15 protein-coding genes are annotated in these 18,886 nt (G+C 54.5%); 8 read left to right on the top strand and 7 right to left on the bottom strand.

What is annotated here, in order from left to right; translation table 11 throughout:
* The first annotated feature begins 3 nt into the window (after positions 1 to 3).
* The 3 genes from AB4Y96_RS21600 to AB4Y96_RS21590 are packed head-to-tail and all read left to right on the top strand — an operon-like array spanning position 4 to position 1,681.
* Positions 4 to 534, top strand: a complete 531-nt coding sequence (locus AB4Y96_RS21600; protein ID WP_441919794.1) for a phage tail protein — start codon at positions 4 to 6, stop codon at positions 532 to 534.
* Between the two features lie 29 nt (positions 535 to 563).
* The gene (locus tag AB4Y96_RS21595; RefSeq protein WP_441919792.1) at positions 564 to 1,097 is read left to right on the top strand and encodes a phage tail protein; all 534 of its coding nucleotides are present in this window, start codon (positions 564 to 566) and stop codon (positions 1,095 to 1,097) included.
* On the top strand, positions 1,097 to 1,681 hold the full coding sequence (locus tag AB4Y96_RS21590) for a GNAT family N-acetyltransferase (protein WP_441919790.1): 585 nt from the start codon (positions 1,097 to 1,099) through the stop codon (positions 1,679 to 1,681). The genes AB4Y96_RS21595 and AB4Y96_RS21590 overlap by 1 nt, the downstream gene beginning before the upstream one ends.
* Here AB4Y96_RS21590 and AB4Y96_RS21585 read toward each other — a convergent pair.
* Complete coding sequence (locus AB4Y96_RS21585) at positions 1,674 to 1,967, bottom strand: DUF6916 family protein (protein ID WP_441919788.1); 294 nt, start codon at positions 1,965 to 1,967, stop codon at positions 1,674 to 1,676. The genes AB4Y96_RS21590 and AB4Y96_RS21585 overlap by 8 nt on opposite strands.
* Positions 1,968 to 2,096: 129 nt before the next feature.
* A complete protein-coding gene (locus AB4Y96_RS21580) occupies positions 2,097 to 8,762 on the bottom strand; it encodes a putative Ig domain-containing protein (RefSeq protein WP_441919787.1) in 6,666 nt (2,221 codons plus the stop codon).
* A 576-nt stretch (positions 8,763 to 9,338) separates the two neighbouring features.
* Between AB4Y96_RS21580 and AB4Y96_RS21575 the strand changes: the two genes are divergently transcribed.
* Complete coding sequence (locus AB4Y96_RS21575) at positions 9,339 to 9,455, top strand: WGR domain-containing protein (RefSeq protein ID WP_348271763.1); 117 nt, start codon at positions 9,339 to 9,341, stop codon at positions 9,453 to 9,455.
* Between the two features lie 123 nt (positions 9,456 to 9,578).
* Entirely contained in the window at positions 9,579 to 10,319 is a 741-nt protein-coding gene (locus tag AB4Y96_RS21570) for a ribosomal protein L7/L12 (protein ID WP_441919785.1), read from the top strand.
* A 175-nt stretch (positions 10,320 to 10,494) separates the two neighbouring features.
* Here AB4Y96_RS21570 and AB4Y96_RS21565 read toward each other — a convergent pair whose 3' ends face one another.
* From AB4Y96_RS21565 to AB4Y96_RS21550, 4 genes are read right to left on the bottom strand one after another with little or no spacing between them, the layout of a single operon-like run.
* Positions 10,495 to 11,271, bottom strand: coding sequence for an ABC transporter permease (locus AB4Y96_RS21565; protein WP_441919783.1), 777 nt, complete (start codon positions 11,269 to 11,271; stop codon positions 10,495 to 10,497).
* Positions 11,255 to 12,085 carry an ABC transporter ATP-binding protein gene (locus AB4Y96_RS21560; RefSeq protein ID WP_441919782.1) on the bottom strand — a complete coding sequence of 277 codons (831 nt, stop codon included), beginning with the start codon at positions 12,083 to 12,085 and terminating at the stop codon, positions 11,255 to 11,257. The genes AB4Y96_RS21565 and AB4Y96_RS21560 overlap by 17 nt, the downstream gene beginning before the upstream one ends.
* Before the next feature lie 11 nt (positions 12,086 to 12,096).
* On the bottom strand, positions 12,097 to 13,098 hold the full coding sequence (locus AB4Y96_RS21555) for an ABC transporter substrate-binding protein (RefSeq protein ID WP_441919780.1): 1,002 nt from the start codon (positions 13,096 to 13,098) through the stop codon (positions 12,097 to 12,099).
* Between the two features lie 47 nt (positions 13,099 to 13,145).
* Positions 13,146 to 14,228, bottom strand: coding sequence for a 4-oxalomesaconate tautomerase (locus tag AB4Y96_RS21550; protein WP_091881819.1), 1,083 nt, complete (start codon positions 14,226 to 14,228; stop codon positions 13,146 to 13,148).
* A gap of 111 nt (positions 14,229 to 14,339) precedes the next feature.
* Between AB4Y96_RS21550 and AB4Y96_RS21545 the strand changes: the two genes are divergently transcribed.
* Positions 14,340 to 15,236 (top strand): LysR substrate-binding domain-containing protein, encoded by an 897-nt coding sequence (locus tag AB4Y96_RS21545; RefSeq protein WP_441919778.1) that lies wholly within the window; start codon positions 14,340 to 14,342, stop codon positions 15,234 to 15,236.
* A 153-nt stretch (positions 15,237 to 15,389) separates the two neighbouring features.
* On the opposite strand, the gene AB4Y96_RS21540 is transcribed toward AB4Y96_RS21545, so the two are convergent.
* Entirely contained in the window at positions 15,390 to 16,103 is a 714-nt protein-coding gene (locus tag AB4Y96_RS21540) for a GntR family transcriptional regulator (protein WP_441919776.1), read from the bottom strand.
* 260 nt (positions 16,104 to 16,363) lie between these two features.
* Here AB4Y96_RS21540 and AB4Y96_RS21535 point away from each other — a divergent pair, with 260 nt between their 5' ends.
* Positions 16,364 to 17,449 carry an ABC transporter ATP-binding protein gene (locus AB4Y96_RS21535; RefSeq protein WP_441919774.1) on the top strand — a complete coding sequence of 362 codons (1,086 nt, stop codon included), beginning with the start codon at positions 16,364 to 16,366 and terminating at the stop codon, positions 17,447 to 17,449.
* A gap of 32 nt (positions 17,450 to 17,481) precedes the next feature.
* The gene (locus AB4Y96_RS21530; RefSeq protein WP_441919772.1) at positions 17,482 to 18,777 is read left to right on the top strand and encodes an ABC transporter substrate-binding protein; all 1,296 of its coding nucleotides are present in this window, start codon (positions 17,482 to 17,484) and stop codon (positions 18,775 to 18,777) included.
* The last annotated feature ends 109 nt before the right edge of the window (positions 18,778 to 18,886 follow it).

The raw sequence follows: 18,886 nt of genomic DNA, 5'->3' as shown, positions 1-18,886 counted from the left end.
ACGATGAGCACTCCCTATGTCGGAGAAATCCGGCTTTTTGGCTTTTCCCGAGTGCCCAACGGGTGGCTGCCCTGCAATAACTCATTGCAGCCCATCTCGGAATACGAGACGTTGTTCGTTCTGATTGGCACGACCTATGGCGGCGATGGACAGACGACGTTTGCCATGCCCAATCTTTGCGGACGCGTGCCGATCCATCAAGGTACCGGCCCGAGCCTGTCGACATATGTGATCGGCCAGTCCGCCGGCAGCGAGAATGTCACACTTTTGCCCACACAAATGCCGACGCACACGCATCCCTACCTTGCCACCACCGGCCTCGCCAACACTGCCTCACTTGGACCAACAGTCGAGCTCGGCGCAATCGTCGGTGACACGATGTATGCTACCGATCTGAGCGGGGCCACCGGAATCCGAACATCACCAGCGTCAACCCAGATGAGCGGATCGACCGTCATGCATGACAATACGATGCCGACCCTGACGGTGCAATATTGCATCGCCTATGCAGGCATCTTTCCCTCACAGAACTGACCCGTGCCACACACATCAAGGACACTGCTATGACAGAACCTTTCATCGGTGAGATCCAACTGTTCGGTTTCAACTTTGCTCCCCGGGGCTGGGCAAGCTGCAATGGCGCGACGCTCAGTATCCAGCAGAACAGCGCATTGTTCGCTCTGCTCGGCGTCCAGTATGGCGGCAATGGCACAACCACATTTCAGCTGCCCAATTTTACCAATCGCGCGGGCTGCAACCAGGGCCAAGGCGCAGGTCTGACCCGGCGAACCATTGGCGAAACCTTCGGCAGTAATAATATAGCGCTGACGCAAGCGGAGATGCCGGCACACGCACATTCTCTGACGATCTATAATCAAAGCGAACCCAGCAAGCGCGCGCCATCGCCCAGTTCGGGCAACGGTTTGAGCGTGCCGAATTCGAGCAGTCCGTTTCTGCCTAATGCGCAACCGAACACGCAGTTCGCACAAAATGTCATCGGCGTAGCGGGCAGCAGTCAACCGCATGAAAACCGTCAGCCTTATCTGGCAATCAACTTTAGCATCGCACTGGCTGGCATATTTCCATCCTTCGGCTGATGACAGAAGCAGGGACAGGCCAGCTGCCGGAATTTCCGGTTCGACTGTGGAATGACAGGCTCGCTATTCCGGCGTGTGTCCTGCGCCCTGCGGCGTTTAATGACCTGCCATTTCTACGTCGGCTTTATCATTCGTTCCGCAAGGATGAGCTGGCTCACATACCATGGCCACAGGAACACAAGGACGCATTTCTGAACCAGCAATTTGATCTGCAGCACCGCTATTACATTGCCGCATTTCCGCAAACGGATTTCCTGATCATCGAGAAGGACGGCACCCCGATCGGCCGCCTCTATATCCAGATGGCTGCGCACAATTGGCATATCATCGATATCGGGTTCTTACCCGAATGGCGCAATCGGGGGATGGGATCTGCCATGTTGTCCAGCATCCAGGATGCGGCAATCGCCGGGAACGCCGGTGGTATTGTCCTGCATGTCGATCAAAACAACAGACGCGCGCTCGGCCTTTATGAGGCTTTGGGATTCAAGGCCGCCGATACCAGCGATACCCACATACGGATGGAATGGCTTTCGCCTCAACATCCGTCAGAACCAACGGATGTATCGTCAGCCGTCAATTGAAGATGGCCTGATAGATGATGCCGTCCTTGTCACGGGCGACGGGTACCAGAAAGATATCGAGAATTCCAAGCGCAGCGTTCTTCAACCTGTAGATCTTTTGCGGCAGCAGAACCTTTGACTCGCTGCGGAACAACAGAGAAAACGGTGATCGTCTCATTCCGGTAAAGCCGCGTTCAGGCAAAGGCCGCGCCTCGGTCAGCGTGAAAACAAGAGAGCCGTTCCCCATATCGATTTCAAACCCTTCGCCGACACAGCGGGCGAAATAATCCAGCGTTATAATCTCCATCCCAACCCCAATTGCTTGCGCGAACCTTTATTGCAGCATTTCATTCTCTGCGTTTGAACCGAACGCTATTGAGAAATTGGGGAGAAGCAAACAGCTCCTCCCCCGAGATCTTCCACGCCTCATCATCCGTTAGAACTTCTTACCGACACGCAGGCCGAATGCATGGTTCTGATTGTCTGCGCCGACGGTTGTTCGGTAGTCAAAATTCGCGTTCCAGTCGGTATCAAGTTGTGCATCGAGCGAAAGACCGAGCGTGACATAGTCACTGCCGCTGCTCTCGGTATTCAGGTCGTAGGGAAGTCCTGCCGTATCGGCATAACCGAGCCTGATCTGGCTTGATCCCTCGAAGTCGTGCGTATACTCGGCACGGGCACCCGGCTTCAACGCACCCCACTCCATCGGAATGGTGTATTCCATGCGCAGGCCGAGAATACCCGACAGTGTATCGACAGTCTGGTCGCCATATTTCAGCGCATATGCACCACCGCTTTTTTCGGTGAAGCCATTCAGCCACGACCGGGAGAAATCAAACCGGCCGTAAGGCGACACCAGCCAGCCATCCTTGCGGTGCTCGTAACTTGCGGTAAGCGATCCAAATATCTGCTGGCCGTCACGTTCACCGGAGGCAAAATCGCCGGTGGACGTGATATAGCGCTGACTGCTGAAATCCAGCCAGCTTCCGCCGATCAAACCGTCGATGAAGACCGATTTAACCGGGGAGTAGCTGCCATAGATTGCGGCACTATAGGCATGAGCGCGGCTTTCCGTACCGTTGTCACCAATATCGGATGCATCGCGGCCATAACCGAAACCAAAACCGGCGACGAACTTTTTGGAGAACCTGTAGTCCATACCGGCACTCACACCGATCGTCGTATAATCGAAATCCAGATCCCGATCATTGCGATCACCGAAATTCACGAAGCCGCCCGTCCACACTGCCAGTCGGCCAAGGTTCAAGTCCGGGGCCCGCTGGTTCTGTTTCTGCTGCTTCTTACGGTTCTCTTCGGCGAACGAATGCATGGAGAAATCAGGCGCACCATTCGACAGTCCCGGAGTGGAATTTGATTCCATCAGCTTGCGGAACGGTTCGTCCATTTCGTCCGGCTCGTTCTCCTGCGCATAGCCGAGCCTTATGGCCATGCTGTTATTGCGCCGGTCACCTTCATCATGCAATTGCTCAAGGCGCGAATTGAAGTTCTGGATCTGGTTGGCAGCAAAGCGTTTGGCACTGTCCGCCTGTGCCGTCAGCAAACCGATGACCTCTGGGTCCTTCGATGGGTCCGGGCGAGCTGTGACAATAAAGGTGATCGTCGCTGGGCTCGACGTGCCATAGGGGTTCGACAGCGTGTACTGCACCAGCAGATTACCGGCATAGTTGGGATCAGATGCATAAACCATGTCAAAGGCCGGCTGGCTTGCGGCAATGCTCACCGGACCAGCTGAACTGCTGGAAATGCCGACGATGCGCGCATTTGAGAAGGGCCCGCCCGTCGATCCCTGCGTCAGGTCAACATGGACTGTCTGTCCCGCCAGCACTTCCACCGTACGCGATGCTGCCACTGGCGCTGGCGGCAGACGGCGCACCGTGACCTCATAGGTCTTCGTCGTTGTGTTGTCCTGTGCCGTGACGATAACTGCGATGCGAGTCTGTCCGACAGGCAGCTGTATCGCGGCACTGGATGAACCGGAACCGACAGTTTGGCCCTGAACGGTGATGGTCGCACTGGGTGCGGTCGCCGTTGGTGTCAGCGACATGGTCTCGGTGGTATTGGGCACTTCGACCGTATAGCTGGTGACCGAGGATGAGAACCCGGGCTGCAGCGTCCCCGAACTTGGCGATAGAGCCGAAAGATCCGCGATCGCCACGGGCGCAGCCACGTTGAATGTCACTGTTGCATTGTTTGCACCGCCCGGACCGGTTGCCGCAAAGACCAGACTATCGGTCCCGCTGAACGTGCTGTTAGGTGTATAGGTGGCGCTTCCGCTCTCGCCCACCACAGCCGTACCATTGGACGGTGCTGTTACGAGAGAATAGGTCAACGGACCTGCACCCGTCGCCGTGACCGTAAAGGCTTTTGCCTGATTGAAAGCGACAGCGACGGTTTGTGGCTGAGCCACCGGCGGTGCCACATTGACCGTTATGGTCACAAGAGCCGGCGCTGACGTGCCGGTCGCATTGGTTGCGGTATAGCTGAATGAAGTCGTGCCGGAGAAGCCCGTGGCCGGTTGATACGTTATTGCAGCGCCGCTGGCCACGGCTGTGCCGGAAGACGGTGTCGTTGCAATGGCCACTGATGTGGCATTACCTGTGATGTTGAGCGTGATCGGATTGGCACCGCTGTTGAAAGGTACTGTCGCAGCAACAGGATTTGCCACGGGTATGGCGTCAACAACGGTCACCGAATAGTTTTGCGTGAGCGTGAATGGCCCAGTTCCCGTCGAACTGTCGGTTGCGGTAATGGCAAAGTTGGTATTGCCCGTCGCGGTAGGTGTTCCACTCACGACGCCGCCCGTCGACAGAGACAGACCCGTTGGCAAGGCACCGGTCGAGACAGCATAGGTATAGGCGGCCGTACCACCCGATGCCGCAAACGTTTGACTATAGGCCGTACCGACAGTCGCGCCTGGCAAAGCACCTGCAGCCGGTGTCAAAGTGAGCGTTGGCGCACCAATCATTATCGTAACCGTGGCTGGTGCCGAGGTGCCTGACGCATTCGTCGCCGTATAGGTGAAACTGTCAGTTCCGGCATGTCCGGCTGTCGGGGTGTAGGTGATCGCCGCCCCCGAAGCGGTCGCGGTGCCAAACGTCGGTGAACTGGCCACTGCAACCGAAGCCGCCGCGCCGCCGGTAATGTTGAGCGTGATCGGATTGGCGCTCGAATTATAGGCAACCGTCGCGGAGACTGCGTTTGCAACTGGGGGTGCCACGACAACTGCCAATGAATACGTCTGGCTTGCAGTATACGGCCCCGGGGCACCGCTGCTATCCGTTGCTGTGACAGTGAAATTAACGTTGCCAATCGCCGTCGGTGTTCCACTTATGACTCCCGCCGCCGACAGGCTAAGACCAGCCGGCAAGGTGCCGGTTGTGACGGCATAGCTAAAGGGAGCCGTACCGCCACTCGCCCCATTGAGCGTAGCCGAATAGGCTGTGCCAACAACACCGCCCGCAAGCGTCGTCGGCGGCAAGGTGATGGTTGGTGCGTTGATGATGAGCGTATACGACCGGCTACCCGTCGCGGGTCCACTGCCTGTACTGCTATCGGTCGCTGTAACGGTGAAGTTGGCATTGATCTGTGCCGTTGGCGTTCCGCTGAGAACACCTGTTCCCGGGTTCAGCGTAATACCTGCTGGCAGGTTGCCAGCGGTAATTGCGAACGTATAGGGAGCAATGCCTGCACTCGCGCTGACTGTTTGCGAATAAGGAACGGCCACCGTTCCCGCAGCCAATGTTTCGGGACTGACAATGACAGTCCCTGTATTGATGGCCCAGGTATAAGCTTGGCTACCGGTAAAGCCGTTGGCATCAGTCGCAGTAATAGTGGTTGAAAATGTCCCCGATGATGTTGGTGTTCCAGAGAACTGACCGGCCGAATTAAATGAAATCCCGATCGGTAAACTGCCCGCGGTCAAAGAGAAGCTATAAGGCGCCGCTCCACCTGTGGCTGACACAGCGGCAGCGTAGGGGGTACCAGTTGCACCATTGGGGAGTGCAGCAGGCGCCACGATGATCGTCGGTGCATTGATAACCCAGTTATAGACCTGCACGGCAGTAAAGCCGTTGGCATCGGTCGCCCTGATGGTGGTCGAAAATGATCCGGATGCTGTTGGTGTTCCAGAGAACTGACCGGCTGAGTTAAACGAAACGCCGATCGGCAAACTGCCTGATGTCAAGGAGAAGCTATAGGGCGCTGCACCACCCGTGGCTGACACAGTGGCAGCATAGGGCGTACCGGCTGTGCCATTGGGCAGTGTCGCGGGTGTTATGGCAATTGTTGGTGCTGCAATGTCCCAGGTATAGGCCCGTGTGCCGGTCTGTCCGTTGGCGTCGGTCACAATGATTGTCGTTGAAAACGTTCCCGATACGGTTGGCGTTCCAGAGAATTCACCGGCCGAGTTGAACGAAACTCCGACTGGTAAACTGCCGCTGGCCAATGCGAAGCTATAGGGGCCAACGCCTCCGGAGGCAGAGAGAGTGGCAGCATAGGACGTGCCAGCAGTGCCATTGGGCAGCGTTGCGGGCGCCACTGTAATCGTGGATGCAGATACCGACAATACGTAGTTCTGGGTTCGAGCGAAGGGCGCACCTGTGCCTGTCGAACTATCGGTTGCGCGAATGCTGACAGCATATAATCCGGGTTGCGTCGGCGTACCCGACAACGTGCCAGCTGAGTTTAAGCTTATCCCCACCGGTAGAGCACCCGACGAAAGGCTATAGCTGTAGGTTGCCGTTCCTCCGGATGTGACAAATGCTTGCGAGTAAGCCTGGCCATAAGACAGTACAAGCGTTCCCGCTGGCGGTGTCATTGAGAGCGTAGGCGCAGCGATAGTCAACGAATAGCTTCGGCCGGCCGTCATAGAAGCGCTGTCGGTGGCCGTGAGCGTGAAGTTGAACGTACCGGCTGCCGTCGGTGTTCCCGAGATGCCGCCGCTTGATGAGACAGAGACACCAGCCGGCGGTGCCCCGGCTGTCAGTGCATATGTATAAGGCGCAGTGCCGCCGGTCGCAGGGTTGATAGAGGCGGAATAGACCACACCGACTTGACCGTTTGCGAGAGTGGTGGCAGGCAAGATAAGCGCATCTGGATGAACGGTCAGTGAATAGTTTTGCGTAACGCTGAACGGACCACTTCCGGTCGAGCTGTCGGTGACCGTGACAGAGAAACTGAACGGACCAGCTGTCGTCGGCGTACCACTGAGGACACCGCCTGACAGGATAAGACCGGCTGGCAAGGCGCCGGCAGTGACGGCATAGCTATAGGCGGCTGTGCCCCCAGATGCGGTGAATGTCTGGCTATAAGCTGCACCGACCGTTGCATCAGGCAACGCACCTGACGCCGGAGCCAAAGCCAATGTGGGCGGGCTGATGGTAATCGTAACCGTAGCCGGCGCCGACGTGCCGGTAGCATTCGTCGCTGTGTAGGTGAAACTGTCAGGTCCGGCGCGTCCAGCTATCGGCGTATAGGTTATGGATGTCCCCGATGCGGTAGCGGTACCATTTGTGCCTTGGGTGCCAACGGCGACCGAGGTTGCAACGCCGCCTGTGATGTTCAGCGTGATCGGATTGGCAGACGAATTATAAGCGACCGTTGCCGAGACTGGGTTTGCAATCGGCGCTGGCGGATTGACAGCCAGGGAATAGTTTCGAGTGACTGTGAATGGCCCAGTTCCCGTTGAGCTGTCGGTTGCCGTGATTGAGAAACTAAACGGACCAGCTGTCGATGGCGTGCCGCTGAGCGTACCGTTTGACAGATTCAGATTGAGACCCGCAGGCAAGGCGCCAGCCGTGACGGCATAGCTATAGGGAATCTTGCCGCCAGATGGTGTGAACGTCTGTGTATAGGCAGTGCCAACAGTTGCAGCGGGCAAGGCGCCAGACGCCGGGGACATCGCCAGTGCAGGCGGACTGATCGTGATCGACACCGTGGCAGGCGTCGAGGTGCCGCCTGCATTTGTCGCCGTATAGGTAAAGCTATCAGGTCCGGCATATCCGGCTGTCGGGGTGTAGCTTATCGACGTTCCCGAAGCGGTGGCTGTACCATGCGTCGCCTGACTCCCAACGGCAACCGAAGTGGCGGCGCCACCTGTAAGATTGAGGGTGATCGGATTGGCGCTCGAATTATAAGCGACAACAGCCGAGACCGCATTGGCAACCGGCGGCGCCACATTGGTCACGGTGACCGTGACAGTGTCTATTTTCCAGAACGGGCAGTTACAATCTGAACTGGTGCTGCTCTCCGTCGCCACGATATCGAACGTATAGGTTCCAGTTGCACTTGGTGTCCCGGTGAGGCTGCCATTCGAAGCAAGGCTTATGCCGGGAGGCAAAGTACCGCTATTGACGGTGTAAATATAAGGCGCAATGCCGCCATTGGTTGTAAGCGAAGCCGTACTAGGCTGACCGACAGCCAGCGTGTGTGTCAGAGGTGACGTTGTCAAAATCGGATTGGCGACCGTAGCGCCGTAGGATTTCTGAGCCGTTGCGCCCACATTATCGGTGGCCTGAACGACCAGTGTATGCGCCCCTCGCTCCGTTGGTGTACCCGACAGAGTGCTGCCACTGAGGTTTATTCCCGGCACGCCGCCTGACACAAGCGAGAACGTATAGGGCGCAACCCCGCCACTGGCAGACAGACTCTGGCTGAACGGCACCCCAACCCGCATGGAACCAAGTGCGCCGGGCGAAATGGTCATCGTCGAGGCCGGGCCGATCGTGACGTTGACGAGAATCGATTGCGCAGAAGCGCCAGCAAGCACAAAACTGTCAGTCGTAGCGACATCAGATCCGCCATTGTGCGAATACTCAATAAGACCCGAGTTTATATTCAGAACTGTGATTGTTCCGTGTTGCGGTTGTGTCGTGACCGAGGGGCTATTCAGGCCGAACGGATCACAGGTCACTGTGAGCTGTGTAGAGCCTCCGTGAACGACCGAAATGTTATAGGGACCGCAATTTTGCGCCGAGGCCGGATTTGAAAACAACAAGCTCGCGCCGATAAACAGGAAAAAGCCCATACAGATCGCAAGGAGGTTGTCCGGAACACGACTGATCCGGCCACCAAAAGCTGACATTTCCCCCACATTCCCCATCTCGCCCCCCAGCAGAGAATTTGATCAGGCTTAAAGTAAGCTGAGATCAGGCCTAATTATTAACGGAGAAATATCAAATAAAACTGATATCTCAACGCAAAAATATTGAATGACGCGCTATAAAAATAAGTCAACATGCATGTGATCTAATAATTAATGTTCGCATTAATAATGATAGATAATAATATTTTGTGACAAAAGCGCTACAATATGGATAAGAGATCGCACAATTTTCTGAAAAAGCGATGGCTTTCCTCTGACTGTAAGGAATAAATAATATTACACATACTATATATATCTATAAAATTACTAATATCTTTTTGCTTAGTAATTTCTAATGAAAAATTCAAAATAGAATAATTAATACAAAAGAAAACGTCTATTGAATTAGCGTTACAAAGATTTTATTAATGTAATTCGACATATGTATTTTGATGGCACCCTTGCCCCATTTTGACAAATACAAACCTCTCCGCTCAGGTTTTCTGCATAGCTTGGGGATGATATTCCGGCCAATTCATTGGACGATCGGCTTCCAAATTCTTCGGATCGTGTCTAATGGGCTTAAAATCATCTCATCTCACGCGTTGTGATCCTAATCGCAACATGGCGCGATATTACAGCCTGACCATGCAGCCGACTCTCTTCGGTGAGATATCGCTCGTGCGCGACTGAGGAAGAACTGGCACAAGAGGATAACAGAAGGTCGACGTTTTGTTCGACGACTGCTTTGCGCCAAATTGAGCGGACATTGCAAGATCAATGGTGCGGCCGTTAATATGACCCACGAGACCCTGTATGAGAATCTACCAACGTATGGACCCGTTCGACGAGAGCATTCGAGACTTCCTTGCCAACGGCATTGTCGTTGGCAATCTGGCTTTACCCACGCACTATGCCGAATTTGAACGCCTCCATGATTTTCAGGTTGGCTTCCGCAGGCATGGCCATACTGGCGAAAACCTTGTTTCTGAAATTGACGGTGAGTGGAGGCCTGGATGGTATGTTATCGCAATGACTGGATTGGATGATCCCGTTTTTATTGACAAGGCAGAGGGTGAAGACGGTTATCCAGTCTATACCGCGGTCCATGGTGCCGAACGGTGGGACGCGATGCGAATAGCGCCGAGCCTCGCGGCTTTTGGCCGCCTGCTGGAGGTATTGGCGGAGGTGAAGAAGGATATCCTCCAATTCGAGCGCATCGTCGTGACCGAGATCGGCCCTCCGAATAGATATTGGCGAAAGGTTCTCGACGAATATCAGCAGGCCGCAAGGTCCGAGGATGTGCCATCTGATGTCGGTGACTATAGCCCGGCCGATTTCGAGAGAGGCGACTTGATCGTGACCGACGTAGGCTCCCAGAAGCTCAAAGTTGTCCAGATAGTCAGCAAATGTCGCGGACTGTCGTTGAAAGATGCGCTGGCACTCACCGAAGCACCTCAATTCGAAGCCGGAAGCGGTGTGAGACTGCAATTGCGCCGGTTGAGCGACCAACTTGAAGCTTTAGGCGCGACCGTCGAATTCCGAGCCGAGCGATAGGCAAATGGATTCATGTGCTTCAATCAATGACCGCTTCGGGCCCGATCTCGGACATTCGGTGTCACTAGCTCAGTAATCCGAAGGCCCAAATGAGTAGCGGATAGTGCACATGCGTTATTGGCCCTACGACCAGATCCAGACACAGGCATATCCGCCTACTTAATCTTCGTTCATATCATGTTGCCCGTTCTTCAGAGGTATTGGGACGCCACTTGATCAGCCGGTTTTCCACCACGTCAAGGACGCGATCGATTACGAGGACGAAGATGGCCAGAATTATGATGCCGGCAAAGACACCGACGGCATCGAAATTGCCTTCGGCCTGGGCAATAAGATAACCGAGGCCTGCAGATGCACCGAGATATTCACCAATAATGGCACCGACGACTGCAAAACCGACAGAGGTGCGCAAAGAGGACAGAATCCAACTTGCTGCAGCTGGGAAATAAACGTGGCGCAGAAGTTCGGAGCGTTTCGCACCGAGAATACGTGCATTGGCCAATACCACGGGGTTGACTTCACGCACTCCCTGCATCGCATTGAAGAATGTGATGAAGAAGACAAGCGTTACGGCAAGCGCAACCTTTGACCAAAGGCCGAGCCCCAGCCAAAGAACGAAGATCGGTGCAAGCACAACGCGAGGGATAGCATTGAGGCCTTTGATGAAGGGATCCAGAATACGTGCGGCACTACGGCTTAGGCCAAGCCATACACCTGCGGCGACGCCCAGACCTGTTCCGATAACATAACCCAGTACGGTTTCGGTTAATGTGATTGTCACGTGACGATAAAAATTGGGATCAATGACCCAACTGATGATTTGGTTGAAAATGTCTATGGGTGCCGGGAAAAAGAAGACGTCGATGACGCCGGTCGATACTCCGATCTGCCAGCCGCCGAGAATCGCAACAAGCAAGCCCAGTTGAATAAAGCGTTCAGTCGTGACGTTCATAGCTCTTCTCCACTTCGCCGCGCAGCGACGCCCAGATGTTACGGTAGAGATCCATGAAGCGTGGATCCAATTTGATTTCGGCAACGTCGCGAGGTCGTTCGAGATCGACGTCGAAACTGTTGATGACGCGGCTGCGTGGCCCGGCAGCAAGCACTGCCACCCGGTCACCGAGTGCTATTGCTTCTTCCAGATCATGCGTGATCATCACCACAGCGCGGCGCTCCTCCTGCCACAGGCGCAAGAGCTCGTTCTGCATCAAATGCCGGGTATGGATATCAAGCGCCGAAAATGGCTCGTCCATCAGAATGACCTTTGGGCCGCTGATCAAAGCCTGCGCCATCTGCACGCGCTTTCTTTGGCCGCCCGAAAGTTGATGCGGGTATCGATGTTCGAAGCCCTTCAAGCCAACTTTGGCAAGCCACATCAAAGATCGTTCGCGACGCTCTGCTGTCGCAACCCGTTTGAACAAAAGTCCGAGTTCAACATTCTCGATGGCGGTTTTCCACGGCAACAGTGCATCCTGTTGAAACAAGTATCCGATATCGTTTTGAATGCCCGATACTTGATTGTCATCGATCGAAACACGGCCGTTGGATGGCTTGAGCAGTCCGGCAATCGCATTCAGTATCGTGCTTTTGCCACACCCCGTAGGCCCAACGATGGCGAGGAACTCCCCATCGGCTATTGTTAGATTGACGTTCTCTACCGCAACGAATGTACCAAATGACATCGTCAGGGAATCAATGGATACCATCGCTTTTCGTGGTTGCGGAATAGTTACACGCACATCCGGCTTTAACATTGCCAAGGCCATCGTTCTCTCCCTTAGTTCGTGCCATCGCGGGGCGCTTTGTCGACAAAATTGTTGGTGTAAGTCTTCTTCAGGTCGATCTCCGTTGCCGCGACCTTGTCATTGAAGCTCTTGAGAACCGCCAACGGAGTTTCGACTTCGGCATCGTTGAAGCGCCCATCAATTGAGAAGATCGGCTTGGCGTTCGCCACGGCTTTTATGTAGGTTTCCTTATCACCGGAAATGAACGCTTCAGGCAGCTTTTGAACGATTTCTTCGGGTGCGCTTTTGTTCATCCATTCCAGTGCCTTGACGGTCGCATTGACAACCTTCTGGATCGTTTCGGGATGCTTGTCGATATAGGACTGCGTGGCATAGAGAACGGAGGTTGGATAGATGCCACCGTAAATCTCCTTGGCACCGTCGTCGCTACGCGCGTCGATCAGGATTTTGCCAACACCTTTGGCTTCAATGAAGGTGGCTGCGGGATCATAATTCACCAGCAGGTCAACCTTTCCCTGTTCAAGGGCGGCAACGGCAGCCGAGCCGGAACCGACGCCAATGAGCGAGACGTCGTTGGCCGAAAGCTTGTGGCGCTGCAGATAATACCGAACGAAGAAATCCGACGAGGAGCCAGGCGCAGTGATGCCGATCTTTGCACCCTTGATGGTTTCAGGTTTTGCCGGGTCGAATGTTGAATTCTTGCCGCCTGCAAGCACCAGACCCGAATTGCGCGCCAGCAGCACAATACCAACGACGTCTTTCTTTTGTGCCTGCATCTGGATCGTATGATCGTAGAAGCCGACGGCTATATCTGTGGAGCCGGCCACAAGCGCCTGCAGCGTTTTGGAGCCGCCTGAGGCAAAATTCTCGACGGTGACTTCAAGCCCCTCCTTTTCGTAAAGGCCCAAGCCGGATGCTACCGGAAATGGCAGATTGTTGAGATTATAAGAGCCGACGCTGATGCGGACAGGCTCGGCAAACACTGACCCTGTAAATGCAACAGTCGCCGCCAGAGCGAGTATAAGTTTACGCATGGTATTTCCTCCCAGATGTGCGATGCCCTCCCGGCAACCGCGTTCAATTATGCTGCGCAAACCATTTGCGCTACAGGTTTGGCAAAGACCTGGCCCTCGAACAGGCGGCGCGCGGTCCGCAGAATACCGGCAGCCGTTTTCCCATTCCGGGATTCCAGCTTTACTTCCAGAGTGCCGCTTGGATGTTCAAGAACCAGATTGATCGGAAGTTTGCGCCCACCGATCAGACGTGATGCCACAGTGCCGTCGCTGATGCAGGCTGTAGCAATGCCGACGGCCCCCGTTGTTGCCAGTGAGGGATGACACTGGTGCGGCATGAAATAGCGCACATGCAGATCACCGCCCGCTTTGGGCTTCGAGATCAGGACCGGTTTGGGCGTGACCTGTGTTTGCACATCACCCATCCCCATGCGCTGGCCCGCCTGGAGCCGCAAATTTTCCAGCCGCTCCAGCAGGGCGCGGTTGGCATTGAGTTCTGCTGCTGTCTCATACCCGGTCGCCCCGATAGCCGCCGCCTCGAGTATCATCATGGGCATGGCACAATCGATACAGGTGACGTCGATACCATCGATGATCTCGCGAGGATGGCCTGTTGGAAACAATCTGCCTGTCCGTGCTCCGGCAGCGTCCATGAATGTCAGTGCAATTGGCGCTGCGTATCCAGGCACCCCGTCAATGGATGCGTCACCCAGATAGGCCACACATCCGTCTGGAGTCGGTACCTCCGCCTCAATGAGCTTACCGGTATTGACATTGTGTATCCGCACACGTGTTACCGGTCCGGTCGCCCTGACGAGACCGGCTTCGATGGCAAAGGGGCCGACAGCCGCAAGCATGTTGCCGCAATTGGGGGACGTGTCGACCATTTGCTGGTCGATGCGGACTTGGGCGAAAAGATAATCTACGTCTGCACCGGGTACCGTTGCCGGGCCGACTATGGCAACCTTGCTCGTGACAGGGTTGCCGCCGCCAATGCCATCGATTTGCAGGGGATGGCCCGAACCCATCACGGACAGCAGAATCTGATCGCGTTGATGCGGATCGGAAGGAATGTCCGATGCAAGAAAAAACGGCCCTTTGGACGTACCGCCCCTCATGAGGACACAGGGTATGCGAATGAGGTCATTCATGGCGCATTGCTCTTCAATTCATGCGTGTAATAGAACAATCTATTGGTTTCTTGCACTTTGCAGAAAAATGATTGATATGTGAAATGCAAATTTTGCGAGGATTGATGTGTAATGAGCATTAATTGTGAGATCTTGGACCTGCGTGCATTTCTCTCGGTGGTGGAGCTCGAAAGCTTTCACCGGGCCGCAGAGGCATTGAATCTGTCACAACCGGCCTTAAGCCGACGCATACAGAAGCTCGAGGCAACAATCGGTGCGCCACTTCTGGAAAGGACGACGCGCCACGTATCGGCAACGGCGGTGGGAAGTGAGCTCATTCCGCTCGTTCAACGCATGCTGGAGGAATTTGACGGCTCGCTTTTTGCCGTGCGGGACATTGGAGCCCAGCGCAGCGGTCTCGTGACAATTGCCTGCCTGCCTACTGCTGCCTTCTATTTTTTGCCCACAGTTATCAAGCAGTTCAATGCCGAGTATCCCAATATCCGCTTCCGAATTCTTGATCTTCCTGCGACCGACGGGCTTTTAGCGGTTGCGCGCGGCGAAGTGGAATTCGGCATCAACATTATGGGAGCAGCAGACCCAGATCTCACATTTGACAGGCTGATTGAGGATCCCTTTGTGCTTGCGGTGCGTAAGGATCATCCGCTCGCAGCAAAAATCGAACTAGGTTGGGAAGATCTAACACCTTACCCGCTCATTACCGTTCACCGATCCAGTGGTAATCGAACCCTTTTGGACGCAGCGTTGGCAAAATCAAACCTCAAACTTCGCTGGTTTTATGAGGTGACACATCTATCGACGTCGCTTGGCCTGGTCGAAGCAGGTTTGGGTATTTCCGTATTGCCCAAATTGGCAACGCCACAGGAGGATCATCCTTTCCTCATAACCCGGCCAATCCGTAACCCAGAGATTTCGCGAACCATCGGTATTGTGAGAAGGCGCGCAGGAACATTGTCACCCGCTGCTGAGCGATTTTTGAACATGTTGATTGGCACCTGGTCGGGCTGACTGGCTGATTACTTTTCTTGTAAATATAGCTCATGTGCCGTTTTGATGGGTGCCAAATACGGCAGCATCCTACACTCGGCATCGGCATTGACTTATCAAATGCGTAAGTTTGCAGTCTTAACGATTTATTCTAGCCGGTTCTGCAGGACCAACTTAGACACGCAGGGCATCTCGCAACGGTGAGTTACTTACAACCTTGTAGTCGAGATCTTCCTCGATATGGTCGATATGATGGCGGATGGCATCGGCTGCCTTCTTGCTATCACGGCTCATGAGGGCATCGAGGATATCCGCATGTTCAGATCGGGCGCAACTTGAAGCGCCGGACTGTCCATAGAGTGCGATCACGAGGGACGAACGCGCGATCAATTCGCGCATAAAACGTTCAAGGATCAGATTCCCAGCAACGGATGCCAACATCAAATGATAATCACCGGATGCCTTGATCGCGGCCCGGCGTGCATTTGGTCCGCGTTCGACGAGCAAACGTTCTTCTTCCTTCAGATGCGCTTGAAACAATTTGATATCAGCGCTTGTTATCCGTTCGGCTGCACGTTCAGCAATCTCCGGCTCGATAACACGGCGGGATTCAAAGATTTGCCGAGCCTCATCCGGTGTAGGGTATGCAACAAATGCGCCACGATTGCGCTCTATCTTTACCAGCCCCTCAAAAGCGAGCATTTGTAGTGCAGCACGCACCACCGTGCGGCTAACATCGAACAACTTGCCCACTTCGGTCTCGACAAGCTTGGTTCCCGGAGCAAGCCTTCGCTCAACGATAGCATTGTAAAGCGCCTCGCGAATAAGTTGCGAACGGTCATCTTGCCCATCATCGTGTACCGGGAATGCGTCAGTTGCTGGCTTCATCGTTTCCTGCCTTCCAAACTCTTTTTAGCGCGATTTCTGATTAAGGCCAGCCTTCAATATTGCATGCGATAGAAATTCAGATTGCATACAATTTGATCGCCCATTGAAAACATGTCTATAAATTGTGCAGTGCAATATCAGTGCGCAGGAAACGAGATTTGACAGCCCTACATTGGGGTAAAGATTCCAAAGACTTAGAAGAAAGCCACCGAATTGGCACGGTACATGCAGAGCTCATAGGGCACAAAAGGGAACTCTGCATGAGCAAAGCCGCCGAAATTGATATCATCTCCGTTTCCAAAATCTACGGTACGACAACGGCTGTCGATACGATCAGCTTGAAAATCCCGGCGGGGACCTATTGCTGTCTACTGGGCCCATCCGGTTGCGGCAAGACATCGACGCTACGAATGATTGCTGGCCACGAAACGATCTCCAGCGGTGATATTCGCCTCGGCAACATTGTGGTGACAGATTTCCCGCCAGCCAAACGCGGCACGGCGATGATGTTCCAGTCCTATGCCCTGTTTCCACATCTCGATCTGATCGACAATGTTGGCTTCAGCCTGAAAATGAAGGGCGTTGGCAAGGACGAACGCCGCGCCAAGGCACTGGCAATGCTCAAGTTGATGCAGATGGACGGTTATGCAAGCCGTCGGCCAGCGCAGCTCTCGGGTGGGCAACAACAACGCGTTGCTCTCGCTCGCGCCTTGATCACCGACCCTGAAGCACTTCTGCTGGATGAACCGCTTTCGGCGCTGGATCCCTTTTTAAAGATACGCATGCGCGCGGAACTGAAGAAGCTGCAGACCAGTCTTGGCATTACCTTTGTCCATGTTACGCACAGTCAGGAAGAAGCGATGGCGCTTGCTGATCTAATCGTTGTGATGAACGATGGCAGGATCGAGCAAGCCGCGCATCCGCGAACTGTTTTCGAACGCCCGGCGACAGCGTTTGTCGCGCGCTTCATGGGCGACCATAATGTCATTGCCGGACGTGTAGTGAAAAGCGCGAAAGGTTTGGTGAGTTTCGATATTCCCGGCGGAATTTCCTTGAGTGCCGCAGGTAAGGCGGAAATTGGAGCGCCGATTGATATTGGCATTCGCACCGATCGTGTCCGCATCAGCGACAAGCCAGCTGCTGGCTTCGGGTTTACTGGCATTGTTTCCAACATCGAATATCGCGGCGCATCGGTAAAACTCTCGGTTACTGGCGCCGGCATTGATGATTTTACAGTGATCACTAGCGATCAGGCTTTCTTTGAAAATCCTGTTTCCGTGGGCGAAGCCATTCCGCTCGCCTGGGACATCGATGACGCCATCATTCTTGGCCGTCTGGACTCCTGAACCAAACAATCAACAAAAAAGGGGAACTGAACATGACAGAAGCAATTAAAAACAAGACAGGATTGAATCGTCGCACGTTTCTGAAAACGGGCGCTGCCGCAGCGGGCCTTGCCGCCGGTTCAGGTGCCATCACCGGCTTTCCGACCATCTGGGCGCAGAACATCAAGAATGTAACGCTACGCCAGTTCGGAACGGGCGTATCCAATCTCAATGATGTGGCCAACAAGGTGAAGGAAGATCTGGGTTTTACGCTGCAGATGACGGCGCTGGACTCCGACGCAGTTACCCAGCGCGCTGTTACCCAGCCCGACAGTTATGATATTGCCGACATTGAATACTGGATCGCCAAGAAGGTTTTCCCAGCTGGTGTGATGCAGCCCATGGATGTGTCCAAGATGAAATACTTCGACAAGATCGCTCCGCTCTTCATAACAGGCAAGCTGACGCCAGAGAGCAAGATTGCGCAGGGTACAGCACCGCATACGGTCGGCTTTGTGGAGAGCGCCGATGCAACCAAATTCGCATCTGAGCCGACCAAATGGATGACACTGATCCCGACCATCTACAATGCCGATACACTCGGTATCCGGCCCGATCTGGTGGGTCGCGACATCACCAGTTGGGCTGACATTATGGACCCGGCCTTCAAGGGCAAAGCTTCGATCATCAACATTCCATCGATTGGGATCATGGACGCAGCGATGATCTGCGAGTCCTTGGGCACCATCAAATATGGTGACAAGGGTAACATGACGAAAGCCGAAATCGACCAGACCGTGGCCTTCCTGATCAAGGCAAAAACAGACGGCCAGTTCCGCTCGTTCTGGAAAACCTTTGATGAAAGCGTCAATCTCATGGCTTCCKGCGAGGTAGTCATTCAGTCCATGTGGTCACCAGCCGTTGCTGCCGTCCGCTCCAAAGGTATTGCCTGCAAATATCAGCCTCTGAAGGAAGGCTATCGTGCGTGGGGTGGCGGTCTTGGTCTAGCCAAGCACCTCAGCGGCATCGAGCTCGACGCCGCTTATGAATATATCAACTGGTATCTCTCGGGCTGGGTGGGCGCGTATCTCAACCGCCAAGGCTATTATTCCGCAGCGCCAGAAACCGCCAAGACATTCATGACAGCAGACGAATGGGGCTACTGGATGGAAGGCAAGGCAGCCGTAGGCGACATCGTTGCTCCCGATGGAAAAGTTATGGAAAAGGCCGGTGCAGTGCGCGACGGCGGAGCGTTCGAGGCTCGCATGGGTGCCGTTGCCTGCTGGAATTCCGTCATGGACGAGGATCGCTATATGGTCCGCAAATGGAATGAATTCATAGCTGCTTGATACGCCGCTTTGACCGTCCTTTCCCCGGGAAAGGGCGGTCATATTTTCCAGAGGAATATCCCATGACAGCATCCACAGCAGGCCGTGCCGCCTTGAACAAAGTGAGCAA

This window comes from Phyllobacterium sp. TAF24 (genome assembly GCF_052113785.1).
Lineage (GTDB): Bacteria > Pseudomonadota > Alphaproteobacteria > Rhizobiales > Rhizobiaceae > Phyllobacterium.
The sequence above is the reverse complement of the archived record's forward strand: the minus strand, read 5'-3'. Positions and strand labels throughout refer to the sequence as shown.